Here is a 22851-nt window from a genome sequence, read left to right as displayed (position 1 = left end):
TGCCCTTAGTGGCACTTGAAATAGTCAAAAGGCTCGCGGCAGTCCAGGCACTTGTACAGCGCCTTGCACGGCGTCGAGCCGAATTCACTGGTCAATTGGGTATGCGGGGAACCGCAGTGCGGACAGTTCACCTGGGGCGCGGCGCGGCGGCGGATGCCGGCGTGCAGGCCGCTGATGTCGATCGCCTGCTGCACCGGTGGGGCGATGCCGTAGCCCTTCAGGGCCGCCTTGCCGGCGTCGCTCATCCAGTCGGTGGTCCAGGCGGGCGACAGGCGGCTGACGATGCGCAGCTTGTCCAGGCCATGGGCCTGCAGCGCCTCGCGCACGGAGTCGGCGATCACCTGCATCGCGGGGCAGCCGGAATAGGTCGGCGTGATCGTGACCACGCATTCGCCATCCTCGAACGCGACATCGCGCACGATGCCCAGGTCCACCACCGAAATGACCGGGATCTCCGGGTCGGCGACTTCGCCGAGCCAGCTCCAGACCTGTTCGACGGTGGTGTCCACGGTATCCATTACCACTGCGCTCCCGGATAGGCGCGCTGCAGGAACTGCATCTCGGCCAGGATGTAGCCCAGGCGTTCCGTGTGGCGTCCCTGCTTGCCGCCGCGCTGCATGTAGGCGTCGACCGGCGGCATCTTCAGGGTCGCTTCCTCGAAGACTTCCGCGACGTGGTCGAGGAACATCTTGCGCAGCTGCCCGGCCGGCGGCGCGACGCCCTCTTCCACCATCGCGTTGTCGACCGCGTCGTAGATGAACATCTCGCCGCTGAACATCCACAGCTCGTCCGCCGCGGCCTGCATCTTGGCGTGGCTGACGTCGGTGCCGTCGCCCAGGCGCACCACCAGGTCGCCAGAGCGGCGCAGGTGGTAGGTCACTTCCTTGATCGACTTCTCGGCGATCTCGCGGATGCGCAGGTCGCTCGAGCGGGTCAGGCCGTCCATCAGGAAGTAATGCCAGGTGTCGAAGAAGAACTGGCGCATCATGGTCTCGGCGTAGCTGCCGTTCGGCTGCTCCACCAGGTGGCAGTTGCGGTACTCGTGCGCGTCGCGCAGGAAGGCCAGGCTGTCTTCGTCGCGGCCCTTGCCTTCGAGTTCACCGGCATAGGTCAGCCACATGCGGGTCTGGCCCAGCAGGTCGAGCGCCACGTTCGACAGCGCCATGTCTTCTTCCAGCGCCGGACCCTTGCCGCACAGCTGGCACAGCTGCTGCGACAGGATCAGGGCGTTGTCGCCCTGGCGCAGGAGGTATTCGAATTTCGCGTCCACGGCAGCGCTCACAGGTTCTTGACTTCTTCCGGCATCGGGAAGAAGGTCGGGTGGCGATAGACCTTGCTGTTGGCCGGCTCGAACAGCGCTTCCTTGTCCGACGGGCTGCTGGCGACGATGTCGGCGGCGCGGACCACCCAGATCGAGACGCCTTCGTTGCGGCGGGTGTAGACGTCGCGCGCGTTGTTGATCGCCATTTCGGCGTCAGGGGCGTGCAGGCTGCCCACGTGCTTGTGGGCCAGGCCGTGCTGGCTGCGGATGAAGACTTCCCACAGTGGCCATTCTTTGCTCATCTTGTATCTCCGTTTTTGATTTACGCAGCCTTCTTGGCTTTTTTCTCTGCGTGCGCGACCAGGGCGTCGCGGAACCATTCGCCATCCTCGTAGGCCTTGACGCGGGTGCGCAGGCGCTCGCGGTTGCAAGGACCGTTGCCCTTCAGGACGTTGTGGAACTCGCTCCAGTCGATCTCGCCGAAGTCGTAGGAGCCGCGCTCCTCGTTCCACTTGAGGTCCGGGTCGGGAATGGTCAGGCCCAGGTATTCGGCCTGGGGCACGGTCTGGTCGACCATGCGCTGGCGCAGTTCGTCGTTCGAGAACAGCTTGATGCGCCAGGCGGTCGACTGCGCGCTGTTGACCGATTCGGCGTCCGACGGCCCGAACATCATCAGGGAAGGCCACCACCAGCGGTTGAGCGCATCCTGGGCCATCGCCTTCTGTTCCGGCGTCCCTTGTGCGAGGCTCATCATGATGTCGTAGCCCTGGCGCGCGTGGAAGGACTCTTCCTTGCAGACGCGGATCATGGCGCGCGAATACGGGCCGTAGGAGCAGCGGCAGAGCGGGATCTGGTTGATGATCGCCGAGCCGTCCACCAGCCAGCCGATGGCGCCCATGTCGGCCCAGCTCAGGGTTGGGTAGTTGAAGATACTCGAGTATTTCGCCTTGCCCGAGTGCAGGGCCTGCAGCAGCTCGTCGCGCGAGACGCCCAGGGTCTCGGCCGCGCTGTACAGGTAGAGGCCGTGACCGGCTTCGTCCTGGATCTTGGCCAGCAGCACCGACTTGCGCTCGAGCGTAGGCGCGCGGGTCACCCAGTTGCCTTCTGGCAACTGACCGACGATTTCCGAGTGCGCGTGCTGCGAAATCTGCCGAATCAGCGTCTTGCGGTACGCTTCCGGCATCCAGTCCTTCGGTTCGATCTTGATCCCGGCGTCGATGCGCGCCTGGAAAGCCTGTTCTTCGGCGCTCATGTCCTCTGCGGTCTGGACTTTCTTGAGGCCGGTCTCCACCATCTGTGCGTACATGTTTGTCTCCGTTGCAAACCTCTCCAATCCATAATACGATACAAAAAATCGGATGTACACAAAAATTTTGAATCATATTGCCGGGTAGATTAAGATGACTCAACCATGAAACAACCCTCGAGCGGCGCGTGGATCGACGACTTCCTCACCCAGGACACCCCGCGCCATAAGTCGCTGGTGATGACCCTCTGCGGCGACGCGATCGCGCCGCACGGCGGCGGTTTCTGGCTGGGCAGCATGATCGAGCTGATGGCGCCCCTGGGCGTGAACGACCGCCTGGTGCGCACCAGTGTGTTCCGCCTGGTGCAGGAAGGCTGGCTGGTGGCCAGCCGCGAGGGCCGGCGCAGCCGCTACGCGCTTGAGCCCAAGGCCCTGCCGCGCCTGGCGCGCGCCAACCGCCGCATCTATTCGCCCCCGGGGCTGGACTGGAACGGCCGCTGGACCTTCCTGCTGGCGCCCACCAATACCATCGACACCGAGCTGCGCAACCTGCTGCGCAAGGAATTGGAGTGGGAGGGCTATGCAATGCTGGCCACCGGTGTGATGGCTCATCCCGCGCCCGACCGCGACAGCCTGCGCGAGATCCTGGCGCGCTGCGGCGCCGAGGACAAGGTGTTCGCCTGCGAGGCGGAAGAGCTGCCCGGCGTGGGCTCGCGTCCCCTGCCCCAGCTGGTGCGCGACGGCTGGGACCTGGGCGGCGTAGTGGACGGCTACCGCCATTTCATCGACAGCTTCGCGCCGCTCCTCGCACAGCTGGAGGCGAACCCCGAGGTGACGCCGCAGGACGCCTTCGCGATCCGCTCGCTGCTGGTGCACGCCTACCGCCGGGTGCAGCTGCACGATCCGATGCTGCCGGTGGCCCTGCTGCCCCAGCCCTGGCCGGGATCGGAGGCCTACGAGCTGGCGCGCAAGATCTACCGCCTCACCTGGGCCCGGGCCGAGGAACACGTCATGGCCATGCTGCGCCACGAGGACGAGGCCACCCCTGCCGCTGACGAAGACTTCTATCAACGCTTCGGCGGCCTGCGCGACTAAGAGCGCCCGACAACACCCTCATGGCCGCGTTGCATCGTCTTGCCGTACTACAGTACTGTCTTCGACGATGCGCCTTGCCCTGAGGGTGTTGTCGGGCGCTCTCTAAGGTATTATTTCGCCTTCACCGCATTCCCCTTTACAGGACACACCATGTCTATCAAGATCAGCAGCCAGTTCGACGCTGGCGCCATCGAGGTCGTGAACGCCAAAAGCGCCAACGCCATCGACCTGAACATCCGCAAGGATTCGCACGCCGACATCATCCAGTGGTTCTACTTCCGCCTGCAGGGCGCGCAAGGCGAGCCGTGCACCATCCGCTTCCTGAACGCCGCGCAAGCCGCCTATCCGGCGGGCTGGGAAGACTACCAGGCGATGGCGAGCTACGACCGCATCAACTGGTTCCGCGTGCCGACCTCCTACGACGGCAAGGTGATGACCATCGAGCACACCCCGGCCATGGACAGCGTCTACTACGCCTACTTCGAGCCGTATTCGTGGGAACGCCACCTGGAGCTGCTGGACCGCGCCCAGATGTCCGAACACGTGCGCATGGTGGACCTGGGTTCGACCGTCGACGGTCGCGACCTGAACATGCTGATCATCGGCGAACCGTCGCCGGAAAAGAAAAAGGTCTGGGTGATTGCACGCCAGCACCCGGGCGAGACCATGGCTGAATGGTTCGTCGAGGGCATGCTCGACGCGCTGCTGGACCCGGCCCACCCCTTCGGCCGCCAGCTGCTGAAGGAATCCGTGTTCTACGTGGTGCCGAACATGAACCCGGACGGCTCGGTGCGCGGCAACCTGCGCACCAACGCGGCCGGCGCCAACCTGAACCGCGAATGGCTGAACCCGAGCATGGAACGCAGCCCGGAAGTCTTCCTGGTCAAGCAGAAGATGCACGAAGTGGGCGTGGACCTGTGCCTGGACGTGCACGGCGACGAAGGCCTGCCCTACGTGTTCGTGGCCGGCAGCGAATCCCTGCCGAACTTCACCGCCGAGCAGGCGGCCGCCCAGAAGCGCTTCAGCGACGATTTCATGATCGCCAGCCCGGACTTCCAGGACGTGCACGGTTACGGCCAGACGCCGTACACCGAAGAGACCCTGACCATGGGTTCGCCGCACATCACCCACGCCTTCGGCTGCCTGTCGCTGACCCTCGAACTGCCGTTCAAGGACAACGCCAACGATCCGGACCCGCAAGTGGGCTGGGACGGCGCACGCAGCGCGCGCCTGGGCGCGGCGGTGCTGCAGCCGGTGCTGAACGCGATTCGCGCGAAGTAATCACTTAGCAGGCGGGCCGGGTTTTTCCACCCTGCCCGCCTTTTTCATGACGAGGCCACCATGACCGTATTTGCCGCTCCCGTGTTTGACGCCACCGTCGACTATGAGGGCCAGGAATTGTTCAAAGGCCGTGGCGCCGCCCAGACCTGGGCGGAAAAGCTGGCGAAGGAAATCGAGACCGAAGTGACGGTCGAGAAGATCGGCACCGGCTGGGCGCTGCGCGCGACCGTCGATGGCGAGGTGAGGACCTGGGGGATCTTCGGGCAGCGCCTGAGCCGCCTGGAGCAGCCGAGCTAGCTGCTAACCGTAAACCCGTCGCACCGGCGAAGGCCGGTGCCCAAGTTCGTAGAGCAGTGGATACGCATGCAAACTTGGGTTCCGGCCGAGGGGGACGCCGAGTCCCGGAACGACGTGCTTGTGCCGCGTGATTTAAAGCTGGACGCCCAGATGCGCCGCCACCCAAGTGTTGGCATCTTCAGCGCTATCGAAATGCAAGGTGGCGATCGCGGTTTTATCCGGCGCCATGAAGGTCGCGTAGACCTTGCGGCTGTCGTTGTTGGAACTGAGCAGGTCCGACGCCTGCGCCAGCTCGACCGTTGCCACCAGGTCCAGATTGAGCAGCACGGTCTTCTGGCTGCCCTCCTTGTCGATACGTACGAATCGATTCATGAGCCCTCCGCTCAGTTGCCGGCCACGACCATCTTCTCGATCAGGATCGAGCCGGTCGCCTTGTTGCCGCGCGTCAGTACATCGCTGCCGACCGCGACGATCTGCTGGAACATCTCACGCATGTTGCCGGCGATGGTGATTTCTTCGACCGGGTACTGGATCACGCCGTTCTCGACCCAATAGCCGGACGCGCCGCGCGAATAGTCGCCGGTGACGTAGTTCACGCCCTGGCCCATCAGTTCGGTTACCAAGAGGCCGGTGCCCATCTTGCGCAGCATGCCTTCGAAGTCGTCGGCGCGGCGGGTACCGGTCGACACCATCTCCAGGTTATGCGAACCGCCGGCGTTGCCGGTGGTCTGCATGCCCAGCTTGCGTGCCGAATACGAAGACAGGAAGTAGCCCTGCAGCACGCCATCCTTGACCACCTTGCGGCGCACGGTCTTGACGCCTTCTTCGTCGAAGGGCGCCGAGCCGACCGCGCCGATCAGGTGCGGGTCTTCGACGATCTGGATGTGGCTCGGGAAGACGGACTTGCCCAGCGTGTCGAGCAGGAAGCTCGACTTGCGGTACAGCGAGCCGCCTGAGACCGCCTGCACGAAGGCGCCGAGCAGGCCGGCGGCCAGCGGCGCCTCGAACAGCACCGGGCAGGTGCGGGTATTGAGCTTGCGCGCGTTCAGGCGCGCCAGGGCGCGTTCGGCGGCATAGCGGCCGACGGCTTCCGGCTGGGCCAGCTGCCTGGGATCGCGTGACGAGGTGTACCAGTCGTCGCGCTGCATCTGGTTGCCCTTGCCCGCGATCGGCGCCACCGAAATGGTGTGGCGCGAGAACGGATAGCCGCCGATGAAGCCGCGCGAATTGGCGCCGACGAAGTGCGACTGCTGGACGTAGACGCTGGCGCCTTCGCTGTTGGTGACGCGGCGGTCGACCTCGAAGGCGGCGTTTTCGCAGCGCTTGGCCAGCTCGACGGCTTCCTCGGTCGAGATCTCCCAGGGGTAGAACAGGCGCAGGTCGCGCGGACTGGTTTCGAGCAGCTCGGCGTCCGGCAGGCCGGCGCAGTCGTCCTCGGCGGTAAAGCGGGCGATGTTCCAGGCCGCTTCGACGGTCGCCTTCAGCGAGGACGGCGAAAAGTCCGAGGTGTTGGCGTTGCCGCGGCGCTGGCCGTAGTAAACGGTGACGCCCAGGCCCTTGTCCTTGTTCTGCTCGATGGTCTCGATGTTTCCTTTACGAACTGAAACCGACAACCCGCTACCCTCGCTGATCTCGACCGAGGCGTCGGTCGCACCCTGCTCTCGGGCAATGGCCAGCACGTCGCGTGCAAGCTGTTTCAGCTGATCCTGGGTGTGGGTAAAAAAGGAATCGTTCATGTCGTGTTTTTCGTAGCGAGCCCTAAAACAGTTATCATAGCAGCCGTTTACAGTTTTCACTGATCGGCCCAGCGCCAATCAAATCATTCCGGAATTTTCCTCAAATTATGCCTAATCCAAATCGCGGCTCCGTGGGCTTCCAGTCCAACGAGTTCGACCAAGAATACGAACGTCCCTCCAAGTCTGAACTCAAGCGCCAGGTGAACGAGTTGCAGAAGCTCGGAGAGCAGCTCGTCGACGAGCCGCGCGACCGGGTCAAGCGCGTGCCGATGCCGGAAGACGTCAAGGACGCCATCCTCGAGTGCCAGACCATCACCAACCACGAGGGCCGCCGCCGCCAGCTGCAGTTCGTGGGCAAGAAGATGCGCACCCTGACCGAGGAAGAAGTCGATGTCATCCGCCGCACCATCGACAGCTGGAAAGGCGCCTCGAAGGCCGAGACGGCCGCGCTGCACGCCCTGGAGCGCCGCCGCGAGAAGCTCCTTAGCGACGACAAGGCCCTGACCCAGCTGCTGGCCGAACACCCGCAACTCGACGCCCAGCACCTGCGCACCCTGATCCGCAACGCGCGCAAGGAGCAGGCCGAGAGCAAGCCGCCCAAGGCCTACCGCGAGATCTTCCAGATCCTGAAGGACCTGGGCAAGAAGCCGAAACAAGCTGCTGCCGACGACGACGAGGAAGCGCCGGATGACGACGCCGACGAATGAACTGGTGATTGGCCTGGTGTCGGTCTCGGACCGCGCCAGCGGCGGCGTGTATGAAGACAAGGGCATTCCTGCGCTGCAGGAGTGGCTGGCGACGGCCATTACCACCCCTTACCGCATCGAGACCCGCCTGATCCCCGACGAACGCGCGGAGATCGAGCGCACCCTGGCCGAGCTGGTCGACACGGCGCGCTGCCACCTGGTGCTGACCACCGGCGGCACCGGCCCGGCGCGGCGCGACGTTACGCCGGAAGCCACCCTGGCCGTGGCGACCAAGGAGATGCCGGGATTCGGCGAGCAGATGCGCCAGATCAGCCTCAAGTTCGTGCCGACCGCCATCCTGTCGCGCCAGACCGCGGTGATCCGCGAGACGGCGGACCACGCGGCCCTGATCATGAACCTGCCGGGCCAGCCGAAGTCGATCAAGGAAACCCTGGAAGGCCTGAAGGACGAGCAGGGTAAGGTGGTCGTCGGCGGCATCTTCGCGGCCGTCCCCTACTGCATCGACCTGATCGGCGGACCGTACATGGAAACCGACCCGGCCGTGAGCAAGACCTTCCGCCCGAAGTCGGCACTGCGTCCGCCAGCAAACTAACGAGGAATTCTGCATGACCCAGCTCCTGGAAAACATCGAGATCGAAACCGCACCGAATCCTGAAGTCGCGATCATCTGGCTGCACGGCCTGGGCGCCGACGGCAACGACTTCGTGCCGATCGTGCGCGAGCTGGACCTGGCCGGGCTGCCGGGCATCCGCTTCGTGTTCCCGCATGCGAAGACCATGCCGGTGACGATCAACGGCGGCTACGTGATGCGCGCCTGGTACGACATCACCGGCGCCGAGCTGACCCGCCGCGAGGACGAAGGCGGCCTGCGCGCCTCGCAGCGCGATGTCGAGGCACTGATCGCACGCGAGAAGGAGCGCGGGATTCCGGCGTCGCGCATCATCCTGGCGGGCTTCTCGCAAGGCTGCGCGATGACCTTGCAGACCGGCCTGCGCCATCCAGAGAAGCTGGCGGGCATGCTGTGCCTGTCGGGTTACCTGCCGCTGGCGACCGTCGTCGGCAACGAGCGCAACGAAGTGGGCTTGTCTACCCCGATCTTCATGGCGCACGGACGCCAGGATCATGTGGTGCCCTTCCTCCGCGCGGAACAGTCGCGCGATGCGCTGCAGGCGATGGGGTATCAGGTGGAGTGGCATGCTTACCAGATGCAGCATTCGCTGTGCCTGGAGGAGGTGCAGGATATTTCGAAGTGGATTCGGAAGGTGCTTTCCTAGATTTCGCGTTTTGGGTCTGCATGCAAACTTGGATCCCGGCCTTCGCCGGGATGACGGAGCATAGAGTTGTGGCAGGATTAGCAGTACCACTGCCTTTAAAACCGTCGTTACTGCCACTGGCAGTAACGACTCCCGGCGAAGGCCGGAACCCAAGTTCGCAGCGCACCACTAGCCTCACTGCTTCAACGCCGCATCCACCGCATCCTCCAGCCGCGACACAATCTCCGACAAATCCGCCGCAGTCGCAATGAACGGCGGCGCCAGCAGCACGTGATCCCCACGCTGCCCATCGATGGTCCCGCCCATCGGATACACCATCAGCCCCCGCTCCATCGCCTTCTGCTTGAGCACCGCATGCAGCCTGCGCTCCGGCGCGAACGGCTCCTTGGTCGACCGGTCCTGCACGAACTCCAGCGCGAGCAGCAGCCCGCGCCCGCGGATATCCCCCACGTGCTCGTGCACCCCGAACACATCTCCCAGCATGCGCCGCAAGGTGGCCCCACGGCTGCGCACCCGCGCCAGCAGATCGTCGCGCTCGATCACCTGCTGCACCGCCAGCGCCGCAGCCGCCGCCACCGGATGCCCGATGTAGGTATGCCCATGCTGGAACGCCCCGCTGCCGTTGCGGATGCAGTCGACGATGGCCTTATGCGCCAGCACCGCCCCGATCGGCTGGTAGCCCGCCGCCAGCCCCTTGGCCACGGCGACGATGTCCGGCGCCACGCCATCCTGCTCGATCGCATACATGGTCCCGGTGCGTCCCATCCCGCACATCACCTCGTCGGCGATGAACAGGATGCGGTAACGGTCGCAGATCTCGCGCACGCCCTTGAAATAGCCCGGCGTCGGCGGAATCGCCCCACCCGTCGCTCCCACCACCGGCTCGGCGCAGAAGGCGATGATGTTCTCCGGACCGGTCTTGAGGATCGTGGTTTCCAGTTCGTCGAGCAGGCAGGCGGTGTAGTCGTCCACGCTCTGGCGCTCTGGCCTGTCGCGGTACTCGTAGCAGGGCGACACCCGCACCGTATCCATCAGCAGCGGCGCGAAGGCCTTGCGGCGCCACTCGTTGCCACCCACCGCCAGCGCGCCGAGCGTGTTGCCGTGGTAGCTCTGGCGCCGCGCCAGGAACAGGCGGCGCTTCGGTTCGTTCAGCTCCACCCAATACTGGCGCGCCAGCTTGAGCGCGGTCTCCATCGCCTCCGAGCCGCCCGACACCAAGTAGACGCCGCTCAGGTCCTCGGGCGCGCCGGCCGCCAGGCGGTCGGCCAGTTCCTCGGCCGCCTCGGTGGTGAAGAAGCCGGTGTGCGCGTAGGCGCAGCGCTCGATCTGGCGGTGCATGGCGGCGATGACGTCCGGGTGGCCATGGCCCAGCGAGGACACGGCGGCGCCGCCGCTGGCGTCGATGTAGGTCTTGCCGTCGCTGGCGCGGATCGTGATGCCGTCCGCGCCCACCGCGACGGGCGGCACCTGGCGCAAGTTGCGGTGGATGATATGGCTCATGGCGAATCCTCCGAGAGAGTACGACGATTGACGATAAGCGCCCTCGCGCCCGTCAACTTTGATATTTTCCGCAGGTCATGCAAATAAGCCTTCTGGACGACACATGAACGACCGCCTCGGCCCCATCCCCCTGGAAGACATGAACGCCGCCCAGCGCGCCGCCGCGCAGGAAATCATCGACGGGCCGCGCGGCGCGGTATACGGGCCGTTCGTGCCGCTCTTGCGCAGCCCCGAGCTGATGGCGCTCGCCCAGCGCATGGGCGAGTACCTGCGCTACCGCAGCGCGATCGGCATCCGGCTGTCGGAGCTGGCGATCCTGGTCACGGCCAGGCAGTGGGACCAGCAGGTGGAATGGGCGATCCACGCGCCGATCGCGGAGAAGGTGGGGATACCGGTGTCGGTGATCCTGGCAGTTGCGGAGCGGCGCCGGCCGGAGGGCATGCTGGTGGACGAGGCGGTGGTGCACGACTTCTGCGTGGAACTGCACGAGAAGAAGGCGGTGTCGGACGGGGTGTATGCGGATGCGCTGGCGCAGTTCGGGGAACAGGGGGTGGTTGATCTGATGGGGATCAACGGGTATTACACGTTTTTGGCGATGGTGATGAATACGGCCAGGACGGCGGTGCCTGAAGGGGAGGAATGGGTGCTGCCGGAGTAGGTGGTGTGCCAGCAAACTTGGGTCCCGGCCTTCGCCGGGACGACGGTTTTAAGGCAAACGGTTAGGTACGAGTATCGTGGCCCGCGCCCCTAGCACGTCGTCCCGGCGAAGGCCGGGACCCAAGTTTTCCTGAACAGCCGTAACCCTTATTTCGATTTAGGGAATGCGATAACTTCCTGCTGCTGCTCCCCCAACCCCGCAATACCCAGGCGCAGCTGATCGCCCTTCTTGAGGAAGCGCTGCGGCGAGCGCCCCATCCCCACCCCCGGCGGCGTCCCGGTAGTGATCACATCCCCCGGCTCCAGGGTCATGAAACGCGACACATAGCTGACAATCTGCGCCACCGAGAAAATCATGTTCGAGGTATTCCCCGTCTGCATGCGCTTGCCATTGAGTTCCAGGTACAGGTCCAGGTCCTGCACGTCGAACACCTCGTCGCGCGTCACCAGGAAGGGGCCCACCGGCCCGAAGGTATCGCAGCCCTTGCCCTTGTCCCACTGCGAGCCCATCTCGAACTGGAAGGCCCGCTCCGACACGTCGTTGACCACGCAATAACCCGCCACATACTTGAGCGCCTCGTCCTCCGGCACATACTGCGCGCGCGCGCCGATCACGACGCCCAGCTCGACTTCCCAGTCGGTCTTCTTCGAACCTTTCGGCAGCTGGATCGGATCGTCCGGCCCGGACAGGCTGCTGATCGCCTTGGTGAAGAACACCGGCTCCTTCGGCACCGTGGAACCCGTCTCGGCCGCGTGGTCCGCGTAGTTCATGCCGATGCCGATGAATTTGCCGATGCCCTTGACCGGCACGCCCAGGCGCGGATTGCCGCGCACCAGCGGCAGGGTCTTCCAGTCGACCTTGGCCAGCTTGCGCAGGGCCTTGTCCGACAGGACGTTCGCGTCGATGTCGTCGATGATGCCGGACAGGTCGCGCAGGCGCCCTTCTTCGTCGAACAGGCCCGGTTTCTCTTTGCCCGGGCGGCCATAGCGCACCAATCTCATGCTGTGTTTCCCTGTAATGAATCAAGAGGGCGATGATACCAAGGATCGCTACTGGCTGAGCAGATAGGCGCTGATGTCGACGGCGTCGCGCTCGCTCACGCCCATCGCGGGCATGGCGGTCTCGGGATCGATGGCCTGCGGGTCGCGGATCCAGCGCGCCAGGTTGGCCTGGGTCAGCGGCAGCTGCCCCGCGATGTACTTGCGCTTGGCCAGCCCCTCGAGCGGACGCCCGACATAGACCTCGGAGCCCGCGATCCCCGGAATCACGTGGCAGGCGTGGCAGGCATACTGGGTCAGGATCCTGCGGCCGCGCTCCGGGTCGCCCTGCACACCCGGCGCCGGCGCATCCTTGCCCTTGCATCCCGCCAGAAGCACGGCGACCAGCAGCGCAGCCGTCAGCAACACCGAGCGGATCGCAGTCATGGCTTCTCCTCCTGCAGCGCGGTCATGCGCCGGTAGTCGCGCGCCGACATGCCCGGCATGTGGGACACGAACGCCACCACCGCCCACAGGTCGCTTTCGCTGAGATGCACTTCCCAGGCCGGCATGCCGCTCATCTTCACGCCGTGGCGCGTGATCCAGTACAGCTCGCGGGTTTCCCAGCGCGCGGTGGCGTCCGACAAGGGCCCCGGCACCGGCTGCATGCTCATGCCGATGCTCGCCTGGGCCACGCCCGGACCGCCATGGCACTGCGCGCAGTTTTCGCGGTAGATGGCGGCGCCGCGCTGCAGCTGCTGGGGCGCTCCCAGCGCCGGCACCGCGATGTCCTGCGCATGGTGCTGGACCGAATAGCGCATGCCCTGCTCCAGCACCGCGTGCACCATGGGGAAATGCTGCTTGGTCGCGCCGATGTTGTACCAGCCGCCGAACAGGACCATGAGTCCCAGCGCGCCGCCCGCCAGCGCGCCGCCCAGCATTGTGAGCAGGATGGTCTTGACAACGAGTCGCGCGCGATTCGATAGCATGCATATGCCCGTTCTGTTGAAAAAAATACATCATATTTTTAGTATTATAAAAGCCACAGGTAAATTGCGAGATTCGATACGTGCGCTACCTTTCTCTCCCGGATGCTGTCGCTGGCCTGCCCTTGCGGGCGGTTTGCGTCCTTCTGCTGGCGCTGTCCGCATCCGGTTGCGCCAAGGAGGAAACACCTCGGCGGGTGACGGGCGGCGATGCGGAACGCGGCCTGCACCTGGTGCGCCAGTACCAGTGCGGCGCCTGCCACGCCATCCCCGGCGTGCCCGGCGCGGGCGGCGACGCCGGCCCCTCGCTCGCCCACACGGGACGCCTCGGCTACATCGCCGGGCGCATTCCCAACCAGCCCGCCAACCTGGTGCGCTGGCTGCAGGACCCGCCCGCGCTCAAGCCCGACACCGCGATGCCCTCGCTGGGCGTGTCGGAAGAAGAAGCGCGCCACATGGCCGCCTACCTGTACACACTGCGATGAGCGCGCCGCTGCAGTCCGTCCTCCATCCCGCCGGGGCCGACGCCGCCGTCATCAGCCAGTTCGCCTGGGTGCTGTTCGGCATCGGGGCGCTGATCTTCGTGGCGGTGATGGTCCTGGTCCTGCTGAGCGTGCGGCGCCAGGAGCGGCCGGTGCGCCCGGCGCTGTGGATCGCCGGCGCCGGCGTGGCCTTCCCGGTGGTGGTGCTGACCGCGCTGCTGGGCTGGAGCACCTGGCGCAGCGCCCAGCTCGTGCCGCAGACTTCGCACAAGGCCATGACCGTCTCCGTCACCGCCAAGATGTGGTGGTGGGAAGTGCGCTACCGCGATCCGCGCACCGGACGCGAGATCGTCACCGCCAACGAGATCCATATCCCGGTCGGCACGCCGGTCTACCTCGGCCTGAACGCGGCCGACGTGATCCACAGCCTGTGGGTGCCTAACCTGGCCGGCAAGCGCGACATGATTCCCGGCCGCGTGACCGGCCTGACCCTGCGCGCCGACAAGCCCGGCGTCTACCGCGGCCAGTGCGCCGAATACTGCGGCGCCCAGCATGCCAGGATGGCCCTGCACGTGGTCGCGTCAACGCCGGAGGAATTCGACGCCTGGCTGGCGCGCCAGGCCGAGCCGGCGAAGGCTCCCGACACCCCGGAGCTGGCCCTGGGGCGCGCCGCCTTCCTGGAACAGCGCTGCCAGGCCTGCCACACCATACGCGGCGTGGCCGACGGCTCGCGCCTGGGCCCGGACCTGACCCACGTCGGCAGCCGCATGCAGATCGGCGCCGGCACCCTGCGCACCCACCGCGGCGCATTGGCCGGCTGGATCGCCGACCCGCAGGCCATCAAGCCGGGCGTCTTCATGCCGGCCTCGCAAGACCTCGACGGCGAATCGCTGCGCGCGCTGGCCGCTTACCTCGAACACCTGAAATGACCCGCGACAGTACCGTGCCAGATTCGCTCCCCAATTCCCTGCCCCGCCCCGGCGGCGAGCTCGCCCGCCTCGAAGAAGTCTGGCGCACGCCCACCGGCTGGCGCTTCTTCAAGTCGGTCAACAACACCAACATCGGCCTGCTCTACATCGGCACCGCGCTGCTGTTCTTCATCCTGGCCGGTATCCTGGCCCTGCTGATGCGGCTGCAGCTGGCGGTGCCGGAGAACACCCTGCTGAGCGCCTCGACCTACAACCAGGTGTTCACGATGCACGGCACCGTGATGATGTTCCTGTTCGCGATCCCCGTGGTCGAGGCGATCGCCGTCTACCTGCTGCCCAACATGCTGGGCGCGCGCGACCTGCCCTTCCCGCGCCTGTCCGCCTACGCGTACTGGGCCTACGCTTTCGGTGGCCTGGCTTTCTTCTGCACCCTGTTCGTCGGCCTGGCCCCGGACGGCGGCTGGTTCATGTATCCGCCGCTGACCGGCATGAAGTATTCGCCCGGCCTGAACGCCGACTTCTGGCTGCTGGGGATCGGCTTCATCGAGATCTCGGCCATCGCCGGCGCCATCGAACTGATCGTCGGCATCCTGTTCACGCGCGCGCCCGGCATGACGCTCGCGCGCATGCCGGTCTACGCCTGGGCGATGCTGGTGGTGGGCGTGATGATCGTGTTCGCCTTCCCCGCCGTGATCGCCGGCACCGCGCTGCTGGAGCTGGAACGCGCCTTCGACTGGCCGCTGTTCAACGCGGAGCGCGGCGGCGACCCGCTGCTCTGGCAGCACCTGTTCTGGTTCTTCGGTCATCCGGAGGTCTACATCATCTTCCTGCCCGCCGCCGGCATGGTCTCGACCATGATCCCGACCATTGCCCAGAGCCCGCTGGTGGGGCGGCGCGCCATCATCGTCGCGCTGGTGGGCGTGGGCTTCTTCAGCTTCGGACTGTGGGCCCATCACATGTTCACCGCCGGGCTGGGCATCCTGGAAATGAGCTTCGTTTCGGCCGCCAGCATGGCGGTGGCGGTACCGACCGCGATCCAGGTGTTCGGCTGGATCGCCACGCTCTGGCGCGGCAAGGTCAGCATGCACGCGCCCACGCTTTTCCTGCTCGGCTTCATGTTCATCTTCGTGCTGGGCGGCCTGACCGGGGTGATGGTGGCCGTGATTCCTTTCGACTGGCAGGTGCACGACACCTATTTCATCGTCGCCCATCTGCACTACGTGCTGATCGGCGGCATGGTGTTCCCGGTGTTCGCGGCCATCTATTACTGGCTGCCTCTCATCAACGGCAACCGCATGTCGGAGAAGCTGGCGCGCTGGGTGTTCTGGCTGATGTTCGGCGGTTTCAACATCGCCTTCTTCCCGATGCATATCACGGGACTCTACGGCATGCCGCGCCGGGTCTACACCTATCTGCCGGAGATGGGCTGGGACCTGCTCAACATGGTCTCCACCATCGGCGCCTTCCTGTTCGCGGCCGGGGTGCTGCTGTTCGCCATCGACGTGTTCCGTACCCTGCGCCGGCCCGAGCGCGAGGTCGGCAATCCATGGAACGCGGCCACGCTCGAATGGCTGCCCTCGGAAGACTACGGCAACCGCAGCATCGCGCGGGTCCACTCCGCCAATCCACTGTGGGACGACCCGGCCCTGTCGAAGGAAGTCGAGCAAGGCCAGCACTACTTGCCGAACACCGCCACCGGCCGGCGCGAGACCATCGCCACCAGCCCGGTCGGCGCCGAGCCGCGCTACCTGATGATCCTGCCGGGCGACAGCTGGCTGACGGTGCTGGCGGCGCTCGGCACGGCGGGCTTCTTCCTGCTGCTGACGGTCAAGCTGATCTGGCTCGCCTGGGCTTTCGGGCTCATGGCCGTGGCCTGCACCATCGGCTGGCTGTGGCAATCGGACCGCCCGCCGCCGATGCGGGAAGCGCGGGTGTCGCGCGACCTGGTCCTACCGGTCAATGCGCGCGGCACCGCATCGCAGTCGTGGTGGGGAACGATGATCATGCTGATCGTGGACGCCAGCATTTTCGCTTCCTTCGCCTTCGCCTACGTGCACATCTCGATGCGGCTGGAGATCTGCCCGCCGCCGGGCGCCTCCCTGCCCGACACGATCTGGCCGATGCTCTCCGCGGGCCTGCTGGCGGCCGGTTCCGCGCTGCTGTGGCTGGGAGGACGTTTCGACCGCAAGTTCCTGCCCTGGCTGACCCTAACGGCGCTGGGCTGCGCGGTCGCCTCCTTCCTGCTTGAATGGCATGGCTGGCAGCTGGTGCGCCTGGACGGCACGAAGGATGCGTGGAGCGCTGCCATCGCCACCCTGGTCGGCTACCAGGGCCTGCACATCGTGCTGCTGGCGATCCTGGCGCCCTACCTGTGCCTGCGCGTCTGGCGCGGCCACCTTACCAAGACCAGCCTGGCGACGCTCGACAACATCGTCCTGATCTGGCACTACACCACCCTGCAGGGCATCGCCGCGATTGCGGTGATCCGCGGCCTGCCCTTGCTGATGGACTGAGCATGCACGACCACTTCTTTGTGCGCCTCGCGCGCGGCTCCGCTCCCTTCGTGATCTGGGCCTTGCATTTCACCCTCTGCTACGGCCTGGCGGCGGCCCAGTGCACGCCAGGCGGAATGCGCGCGGGCGGGCCGGACCGCGTGCTGCTGGGCGTGGCGACGGTGGTGGCGCTGGCCGCCTGCGTGTGGCTGGGATGGCGCGCCCGGGGGCGCCTGCGGGAGCCGGACGTTGGCTTGTCTAACTGGGCGGCCGTGGCCGGCGCGATGCTTGGTGTGGTCGCCATCGCGTGGAACGGCATACCGCTGCTGCTGGTGGCGGGATGCGCCTGAGCATATCGAATCAGGCGCCCTGCCCCGTCTCGGCGCGCGCAGTGCAGAAGGCCAGGACAGCCGCCAGCACCAGCAGGGCTGCGCTGGCCATGAAGGCCGTGCCGTAGCCGCTCCCGTCGACCAGGATGCCGCCGATGGTAGAGCCGAAGGCAATACAGAGCTGGATCATAGCCACCATCAAGCCGCCTCCAGCCTCTGCATCCTTGGGCAAGGCCTTGGCGAGCCATGACCACCAGCCGGTGGGCGCAGCCGTCGCAACCAGTCCCCACAAGCCAAGCAGGACAAAGGCCACCACCACCGACCCGCCGAAAGCGGTCAAACCGAGCGCGATGAGCGCCATCAGCAGCGGGATCGACACCAGCACTAGGTACAGGCCTTTTTTCAGGAAAGCGCCAATCAAGGTCGTGCCGATAAAGCCTGCAACGCCAATCACCAGCAGGATCATCGACAGCGTGGGGACGTCCACGCGGGTGACGATCTCCAGGAAGGGGCGCACGTAGGTGAACAGGACGAACTGCCCCATGAAGAAGCTACCGACGGCCAACATGCCGATCCTCACCAGGGGCCGCTTCAGCAATTCGACAATCTTGCCCGAGCCGGCCGCACGCGGCGTAGCCTGCATGGACGGCAGGCTGCGCCATTGCCATGCCAGGGCAATCAGCGCCACGGGCACCAGGCACAGGAATGCGCCGCGCCAGCCGATCACGTTGCCGAGATAGCTGCCCAGCGGCGCGGCCACGACAGTGGCCAGCGCATTGCCGCCATTGAAGATGGCCAGCGCCCTGGGCACGCGTTGAATCGGCACCAGCCGCATGGCGACGGCCGCCGACATCGACCAGAACCCGCCCACCACCACCCCAATCAGGGCGCGCCCGATCATGTAGGTCACATAATTGGTCGCCAGCGCGACGACCAGGCCCGAGACACCCATCAGCGCGGTCAACAGCAGCAGCAAAGTCTTGCGGTCCATCGCGCCGGCCAGCGTCGAGATGGACAGGCTGGTCGCCACGGCGAACACGCCGGAGATGGCGATGCCGTAGCCCGCCAATCCCTCGCTGACGCCGAATTCCGCCGCCATGGGAGTGAGCAGGCTGACCGGCATGAATTCCGAGGCGATCAGCGTGAACACACACAGCGTCATCGCGAACACACCGCTCCAATATGCCGGTTGGCCGGCCGTCCCGCGGTGGGCGGCGGAATCGCCCACCCGGATCTCTGAAACTTGAGCAGTCATGACTTCCCTTCTCAGGCCAGGTGCCGCTGGAAGAAAGCGGTCAGCTTGTCCCAGGGGATCATGTTCGCGCGGTCATACAGGTCGACGTGACCGGCCCCCGGCACCCACAGCAGCTCCTTCGGCTCCGCAGCCCGGCGATAGGCATCCTCGCTGAACTCCCTCGAGTGCGACTGGTCGCCGGCGATGAACAGCAGCGGCCGTGGGGAAATCGTCTCGATATCGTTGAACGGGTAAAAATTGACGAACCGGACTTCGCTGGTCAGCATGCGGTTTTGCGTCAGTTCCATCGTGCGGCCGACCGGAATGTGGATGCCGCGTGAGGTGCGGTAGAAATCGTGGAACTCGCGCGTCACCGGGTCCGCGTCTTTTGGCAAGCGCACAGGCAGATAGCTCAGCCACTCCACTTTGCCGGTCGTGAACTCGCTGTAGCGCTGTTCGGCTGCCTTGGCGAGCAAGGCTTTGCGTTGCTCGAGGGTTTGCGACTGGCGCAGGCCATTGCGGGTGACGGCGCCCATGTCGTACATGCTGACCGTGGCAATGGCTTTCAGGCGCGGATCCATCTTGGCTGCACTGATGGCGAAACCGCCGCTGCCGCAAATACCCACGACGCCAATCCGATTGCGGTCGATACCGTCCCGCGTGCCGAGATAGTCGACCGCCGCGCTGAACGCCTCGGTATACATTTCAGGCGCGACCAGGTTGCGAACCTGCCCTTCGCTCTCGCCCCAGAAAGGCAAATCGATCGCCAGAGTGACGAATCCCCGCTCCGCCAGCTTTTGCGCATACAGCATGGAGCTTTGCTCCTTGACCGCCCCCATCGGGTGGCCGACGATGATGGCGGGAGCCGGCGTGCTCCGGTCCAGATGCCTGGGCGTGACGAGGTTCCCTGCGACGCGCATGCCGTACTGGTTCCTGAAGCTCACCTTCCGGATGCTCACCTTGTCGCTCTTGTAAAAATTGTCGGCGCCTGCGGGCGCGGCAAACACCGGACCGCCCGTGGCGGCAAGCATTCCCAGCGCAACGACGCCGGCGCCGGCGGCTTTGACAAATCCACGGCGATCGGTGACCGCTTCCACCGGGGATCCGACAGTGCGAGGAGGATGTTTCAGCGTTGTGCTCATGGTGATGGCTCCTTGTTGAAAATCAGGCTGCCATCTTGGCGGAAACCCACAGCTTTGATTAGCGGGGGCAATGTTCATGCAGTTGTGAGAAAATTTCAGCAATGGCATACCCTAAAGTGAACGATCTCCACGCCTTCCTGGCCGTCGCGCGCGAGCAGAGCTTTACCAAAGCGGCGGCCAGGCTGGGCATCAGCCCATCGGCCCTGAGTCATTCGATGAGGGGGCTGGAAGAAAGGCTGGGCCTGCGCCTGCTGGCGCGCACCACGCGCAACGTGGCGCCGACGGAAGCCGGCGAACGGCTGATGCGCTCGATCGCCCCGCTGTTCGACCAGATCGCCGCCGAGGTGGACGCCCTCGGCGAATTGCGCGACAAGCCGAGCGGCACGATCCGCATCACCTGCACCGACGACCAGATCGAGCTCTGCCTGCGGCCAAAGCTGGCCGGTTTCCTGGCCGAGTATCCGGACATCACGCTGGAGTTCTATGTCGACTACGGGTTCACCAACGTGGTCGAGGAACGCTTCGATGCCGGCATTCGCATGGGAGAATCGATCAGCAAGGACATGATCGCCGCGCGGATCGGGCCCGACTGGCGCCTGTTCGTGGTGGGCTCTCCGTCCTATTTCGAGCGCCATCCCGCGCCGGCGACGCCGCACGAGCTGACCAGGCATGCCTGCGTCAATATCCGGCACCGGCCTTCCGGATCGATCTACGCGTGGGAGTTCGAAAAGGACGGCCAGGCATTCAGCGTCAAGGTCGAGGGGCAGCTGGTATTCAACAGCATCATCCACGTCCTCAATGCCGCTCTCGACGGCATCGGCCTGGCTTATGTCCCTGAACAGCTGGTGGCGCCTTACCTGGCCGATGGCCGGCTCAAACAGGTGCTAACCGAGTGGTGCCCGTATTTCCAGGGCTATCACCTGTACTACCCCAACAGGCGCCAGGCCTCGCCCGCATTTTCAGCCCTGGTCGACGCCCTCAGGTATCGCGGCTGACCACTTCATCCCTTGTCGCTGCTCACCGCGAGCCGGCGGGCGGCCTGTACAGACGGCGTATCGCCCAGCGGCAGCAGCATGGTCGTCCCCGCCAGCACGCGCACCATTCCCGCCTCGCCCAGGCGCAGACCGCGGCCACGCAGCTGCGGCAGCGAACGCACCGGCTCCGGAGTGATCTCGACGGCGGCGCGCACCAGCAGGCGCTGGAGCGGACGTATCGGCGTCGGGACGATCGGCGCCTCGTCCATCAGCCGCAGGAAGTCGGCAAGAATGTGCGATCCCCCCAGCCGGGGCGCGGTCCGCGCAAGCAGGGCTTCCCACGCGGCCCACGAACCGAGCGCCCCGGTCGCTCCGTACAGCCGGGCGGCAGGCTCGCCCTCGGCGAAGGCGGCGTCCTTCTCCGCCTGCGACAAGGGAACGGCGTAGCGGTGATAGGCCTCGACGAATCCGAAGGCGGCGGTCGCGTGCACCCAGTCGAGCAGCCTTGGGTCATTGGCGCGATAGGCCAGCCCCTCGGGCGTCGTGCCCTGCACGCGATCGTGCATCCGCACCACGCGCGCGATCAGCTGCTCCGCCGCCGAACGCGGGCCGTAAACGGTCATCATGGCCGCGAAGCCGGTACGGCGCAGGCGCATGACCGGATCGTAACGGAAGCTGCCGTGCTCCCACACGCCCGAGCGCACCGACGGTTCCGCCAGTTCGAGCAGCACCGCCGTCACGCCGCCGATGAACAGGGAGACCGGATTGGCGAACACGCGCCACGAAACGCCGCCCGCAGGCGTCAGCGCCGGTTCCCCCACGGGCTGGCTGAAGTCGAAGGCCATGCCCGGCGGCGGCTGCATCAGTTCCCGCAAGGTATTCAGCATCTGCGCCCTGCATACCGCCTGGCGGTCAGCGCGCCGGCGCCACCCGCCAGATCACATTGCCGACATCGTCCGCCACCAGCACCGCCCCGCCCTTGTCCACCGCCACGCCGACCGGACGCCCTAAGGCGTCGCCGTTCTTGTCGACGAAGCCGGTCAGGATGTCCGTCGGCTTCCCGCTCGGCATGCCGTCGCGGAAAGGCACGAACACCACCTTGTAGCCCGACAGCGGCTTGCGGTTCCAGGACCCGTGCTCGCCGATGATGGCGCCGCCGGCGAACTGCGGCAACAGCGCGCCTTCATAGAAAGTCAACCCGAGCGCCGCCACGTGGGCGCCGAGCGCGTAGTCGGGCACGATGGCCTTGTCCACCAGGTCCGGGCGCGGCGGCTTGACGCGCGCATCGACGTGCTTGCCGTAGTAGCTGTAGGGCCAGCCGTAGAAGCCGCCGTCCTTCACCGACGTCAGGTAGTCCGGCACCAGGTCGCTGCCCAGCTCATCGCGCTCGTTTACCACGGTCCACAGCGCCCCGGTCTGCGGATGCCAGGCCAGGCCGTTCGGATTGCGCAGCCCGGAGGCGAACAGGCGGCTCTTGCCGGTGGCGATGTCCACCTCGAGGATGGCGGCGCGGTCGACTTCCTTGTCCATGCCGTTCTCGGCCACGTTGCTGTTCGAGCCGGAGGTGGCGTACAGCTTGGTCCCGTCCTTGCTGGCGATGATGTTCTTGGTCCAGTGGTGGTTCAGCGGGCCGCCCGGCAGCGGCGCCACCGGCTGCGGCGCGGCGGTGATCTCGGTCATGCCTTCCTTATAGGCGAAGCGCACGATGCCGTCGGTGTTGGCGACGTAGAAGGTGTCGCCCACCAGCGCCATGCCGAAAGGCGAATTCAGGTTCTTGATGAAGACGCGCTTGAGTTCCGCCACGCCGTCGCCGTCGGTATCGCGCAGCAGGCTGATGCGGTTGGCGCTGGGCACGGCGGCGCCGGCCTTCGTCATCACCTTCTTCATGATCCAGCCCTTGACGCCCTTGTACTCCTCGGGACGCTCGGGCGCATTGGTCTCGGCCACCAGCACATCGCCGTTGGGCAGCACGTACAGCCAGCGCGGGTGGTCGAGGGCGGTGGCGAAGGCGTTCACCGCCAGGCCGGCGGCCGGGATCGGCCCGCTGCCCGAGGGCCAGCCCTTGGCGGGGGCGATGTCCACGGTCGGGATGGCCGTCTTGACCGGTTCCTTGATGACGGGTTGCGGACCGGCGTCGGCACCGGAAGGCAGGATCGATTTCTCGCCGCAGGCGGCAAGCAGCAGCGTGGCGCCTGCGAGCAGGCGCCCGGGACGGGTGCGCATGATTGTCCTCCTCCGGATATGAAGGATG

26 protein-coding genes are annotated in these 22851 nt (G+C 65.9%); 12 read left to right on the top strand and 14 right to left on the bottom strand.

Going from position 1 to position 22851, the window contains the following annotated elements; genetic code table 11:
- Positions 1-5 precede the first annotated feature (5 nt).
- The 4 genes from paaD to paaA are packed head-to-tail and all read right to left on the bottom strand — an operon-like array spanning position 6 to position 2567.
- Positions 6-518: a 1,2-phenylacetyl-CoA epoxidase subunit PaaD gene (paaD, locus tag J8847_RS07660; protein ID WP_211524093.1), complete on the bottom strand. Its 513-nt coding sequence runs from the start codon at positions 516-518 to the stop codon at positions 6-8.
- Positions 518-1270 carry a 1,2-phenylacetyl-CoA epoxidase subunit PaaC gene (gene paaC / locus J8847_RS07655; RefSeq protein ID WP_211524092.1) on the bottom strand — a complete coding sequence of 251 codons (753 nt, stop codon included), beginning with the start codon at positions 1268-1270 and terminating at the stop codon, positions 518-520. Before paaC ends, paaD begins: the two co-directional genes overlap by 1 nt.
- Before the next feature lie 8 nt (positions 1271-1278).
- Positions 1279-1563, bottom strand: coding sequence for a 1,2-phenylacetyl-CoA epoxidase subunit PaaB (gene paaB / locus J8847_RS07650; RefSeq protein WP_020651929.1), 285 nt, complete (start codon positions 1561-1563; stop codon positions 1279-1281).
- A gap of 20 nt (positions 1564-1583) precedes the next feature.
- Positions 1584-2567: a 1,2-phenylacetyl-CoA epoxidase subunit PaaA gene (gene paaA, locus J8847_RS07645; RefSeq protein ID WP_211524091.1), complete on the bottom strand. Its 984-nt coding sequence runs from the start codon at positions 2565-2567 to the stop codon at positions 1584-1586.
- A 105-nt stretch (positions 2568-2672) separates the two neighbouring features.
- On the opposite strand from paaA, the gene paaX reads away from it, so the two are divergent.
- The 3 genes from paaX (at position 2673) to J8847_RS07630 (ending at position 5180) form a co-directional block, all read left to right on the top strand.
- Positions 2673-3602 (top strand): phenylacetic acid degradation operon negative regulatory protein PaaX, encoded by a 930-nt coding sequence (gene paaX / locus J8847_RS07640; protein ID WP_211524090.1) that lies wholly within the window; start codon positions 2673-2675, stop codon positions 3600-3602.
- Between the two features lie 150 nt (positions 3603-3752).
- On the top strand, positions 3753-4883 hold the full coding sequence (locus J8847_RS07635; protein ID WP_211524089.1) for a M14-type cytosolic carboxypeptidase: 1131 nt from the start codon (positions 3753-3755) through the stop codon (positions 4881-4883).
- 60 nt (positions 4884-4943) lie between these two features.
- Positions 4944-5180, top strand: a complete 237-nt coding sequence (locus J8847_RS07630; RefSeq protein ID WP_211524088.1) for a hypothetical protein — start codon at positions 4944-4946, stop codon at positions 5178-5180.
- Positions 5181-5312: 132 nt separating this feature from the next.
- Here J8847_RS07630 and J8847_RS07625 read toward each other — a convergent pair whose 3' ends face one another.
- Both J8847_RS07625 and pmbA read right to left on the bottom strand, forming a co-directional pair.
- On the bottom strand, positions 5313-5552 hold the full coding sequence (locus J8847_RS07625; RefSeq protein WP_211524087.1) for a hypothetical protein: 240 nt from the start codon (positions 5550-5552) through the stop codon (positions 5313-5315).
- Between the two features lie 11 nt (positions 5553-5563).
- Entirely contained in the window at positions 5564-6916 is a 1353-nt protein-coding gene (pmbA, locus tag J8847_RS07620) for a metalloprotease PmbA (protein ID WP_211524086.1), read from the bottom strand.
- 107 nt (positions 6917-7023) lie between these two features.
- Here pmbA and yjgA point away from each other — a divergent pair, with 107 nt between their 5' ends.
- From yjgA to J8847_RS07605, 3 genes are read left to right on the top strand one after another with little or no spacing between them, the layout of a single operon-like run.
- Positions 7024-7623 carry a ribosome biogenesis factor YjgA gene (gene yjgA, locus J8847_RS07615; RefSeq protein WP_211524085.1) on the top strand — a complete coding sequence of 200 codons (600 nt, stop codon included), beginning with the start codon at positions 7024-7026 and terminating at the stop codon, positions 7621-7623.
- Complete coding sequence (gene mog / locus J8847_RS07610) at positions 7604-8215, top strand: molybdopterin adenylyltransferase (RefSeq protein WP_211524084.1); 612 nt, start codon at positions 7604-7606, stop codon at positions 8213-8215. The genes yjgA and mog overlap by 20 nt, the downstream gene beginning before the upstream one ends.
- Before the next feature lie 13 nt (positions 8216-8228).
- Positions 8229-8897 (top strand): alpha/beta hydrolase, encoded by a 669-nt coding sequence (locus tag J8847_RS07605; protein WP_211524083.1) that lies wholly within the window; start codon positions 8229-8231, stop codon positions 8895-8897.
- Between the two features lie 174 nt (positions 8898-9071).
- Here the strand turns inward: J8847_RS07605 and J8847_RS07600 are convergent, their stop codons facing one another.
- A complete protein-coding gene (locus J8847_RS07600; protein ID WP_211524082.1) occupies positions 9072-10397 on the bottom strand; it encodes an aspartate aminotransferase family protein in 1326 nt (441 codons plus the stop codon).
- 103 nt (positions 10398-10500) lie between these two features.
- Here J8847_RS07600 and J8847_RS07595 point away from each other — a divergent pair, with 103 nt between their 5' ends.
- Entirely contained in the window at positions 10501-11055 is a 555-nt protein-coding gene (locus J8847_RS07595; RefSeq protein ID WP_211524081.1) for a carboxymuconolactone decarboxylase family protein, read from the top strand.
- A 146-nt stretch (positions 11056-11201) separates the two neighbouring features.
- On the opposite strand, the gene J8847_RS07590 is transcribed toward J8847_RS07595, so the two are convergent.
- The 3 genes from J8847_RS07590 to J8847_RS07580 are packed head-to-tail and all read right to left on the bottom strand — an operon-like array spanning position 11202 to position 13021.
- Positions 11202-12056: a fumarylacetoacetate hydrolase family protein gene (locus J8847_RS07590; protein ID WP_211524080.1), complete on the bottom strand. Its 855-nt coding sequence runs from the start codon at positions 12054-12056 to the stop codon at positions 11202-11204.
- A gap of 48 nt (positions 12057-12104) precedes the next feature.
- A complete protein-coding gene (locus J8847_RS07585; protein WP_211524079.1) occupies positions 12105-12479 on the bottom strand; it encodes a cytochrome c family protein in 375 nt (124 codons plus the stop codon).
- A complete protein-coding gene (locus tag J8847_RS07580) occupies positions 12476-13021 on the bottom strand; it encodes a cytochrome c (protein ID WP_211524078.1) in 546 nt (181 codons plus the stop codon). Before J8847_RS07580 ends, J8847_RS07585 begins: the two co-directional genes overlap by 4 nt.
- A gap of 194 nt (positions 13022-13215) precedes the next feature.
- Between J8847_RS07580 and J8847_RS07575 the strand changes: the two genes are divergently transcribed.
- Genes J8847_RS07575 through J8847_RS07560 form a run of 4 tightly spaced genes read left to right on the top strand, consistent with a single transcriptional unit; the run spans position 13216 to position 17271 of the window.
- A complete protein-coding gene (locus tag J8847_RS07575) occupies positions 13216-13503 on the top strand; it encodes a cytochrome c family protein (protein ID WP_373888831.1) in 288 nt (95 codons plus the stop codon).
- Positions 13500-14429: a cytochrome c oxidase subunit II gene (gene coxB, locus J8847_RS07570; protein WP_211524077.1), complete on the top strand. Its 930-nt coding sequence runs from the start codon at positions 13500-13502 to the stop codon at positions 14427-14429. Before J8847_RS07575 ends, coxB begins: the two co-directional genes overlap by 4 nt.
- On the top strand, positions 14426-16942 hold the full coding sequence (gene ctaD, locus J8847_RS07565; RefSeq protein ID WP_211524076.1) for a cytochrome c oxidase subunit I: 2517 nt from the start codon (positions 14426-14428) through the stop codon (positions 16940-16942). The genes coxB and ctaD overlap by 4 nt, the downstream gene beginning before the upstream one ends.
- 2 nt (positions 16943-16944) lie before the next feature.
- Entirely contained in the window at positions 16945-17271 is a 327-nt protein-coding gene (locus J8847_RS07560) for a hypothetical protein (RefSeq protein WP_211524075.1), read from the top strand.
- Positions 17272-17281: 10 nt separating this feature from the next.
- On the opposite strand, the gene J8847_RS07555 is transcribed toward J8847_RS07560, so the two are convergent.
- Together J8847_RS07555 and J8847_RS07550 are read right to left on the bottom strand one after the other, a co-directional pair.
- Complete coding sequence (locus tag J8847_RS07555; RefSeq protein WP_373999853.1) at positions 17282-18505, bottom strand: MFS transporter; 1224 nt, start codon at positions 18503-18505, stop codon at positions 17282-17284.
- An 11-nt stretch (positions 18506-18516) separates the two neighbouring features.
- Positions 18517-19626 (bottom strand): alpha/beta hydrolase, encoded by a 1110-nt coding sequence (locus J8847_RS07550; protein WP_211524074.1) that lies wholly within the window; start codon positions 19624-19626, stop codon positions 18517-18519.
- Positions 19627-19727: 101 nt separating this feature from the next.
- On the opposite strand from J8847_RS07550, the gene J8847_RS07545 reads away from it, so the two are divergent.
- On the top strand, positions 19728-20621 hold the full coding sequence (locus J8847_RS07545; protein ID WP_211524073.1) for a LysR family transcriptional regulator: 894 nt from the start codon (positions 19728-19730) through the stop codon (positions 20619-20621).
- Between the two features lie 5 nt (positions 20622-20626).
- On the opposite strand, the gene J8847_RS07540 is transcribed toward J8847_RS07545, so the two are convergent.
- Complete coding sequence (locus tag J8847_RS07540; protein ID WP_211524072.1) at positions 20627-21487, bottom strand: oxygenase MpaB family protein; 861 nt, start codon at positions 21485-21487, stop codon at positions 20627-20629.
- A 25-nt stretch (positions 21488-21512) separates the two neighbouring features.
- Positions 21513-22823: a sorbosone dehydrogenase family protein gene (locus J8847_RS07535; protein WP_211524071.1), complete on the bottom strand. Its 1311-nt coding sequence runs from the start codon at positions 22821-22823 to the stop codon at positions 21513-21515.
- Between the last annotated feature and the right edge of the window lie 28 nt (positions 22824-22851).

This window comes from Massilia sp. AB1, assembly GCF_018119385.1.
Classification (GTDB): Bacteria; Pseudomonadota; Gammaproteobacteria; order Burkholderiales; family Burkholderiaceae_D; genus Telluria.
Note: the sequence above shows the minus strand (reverse complement) of the source record. Positions and strands in the feature narration are given on the sequence as shown.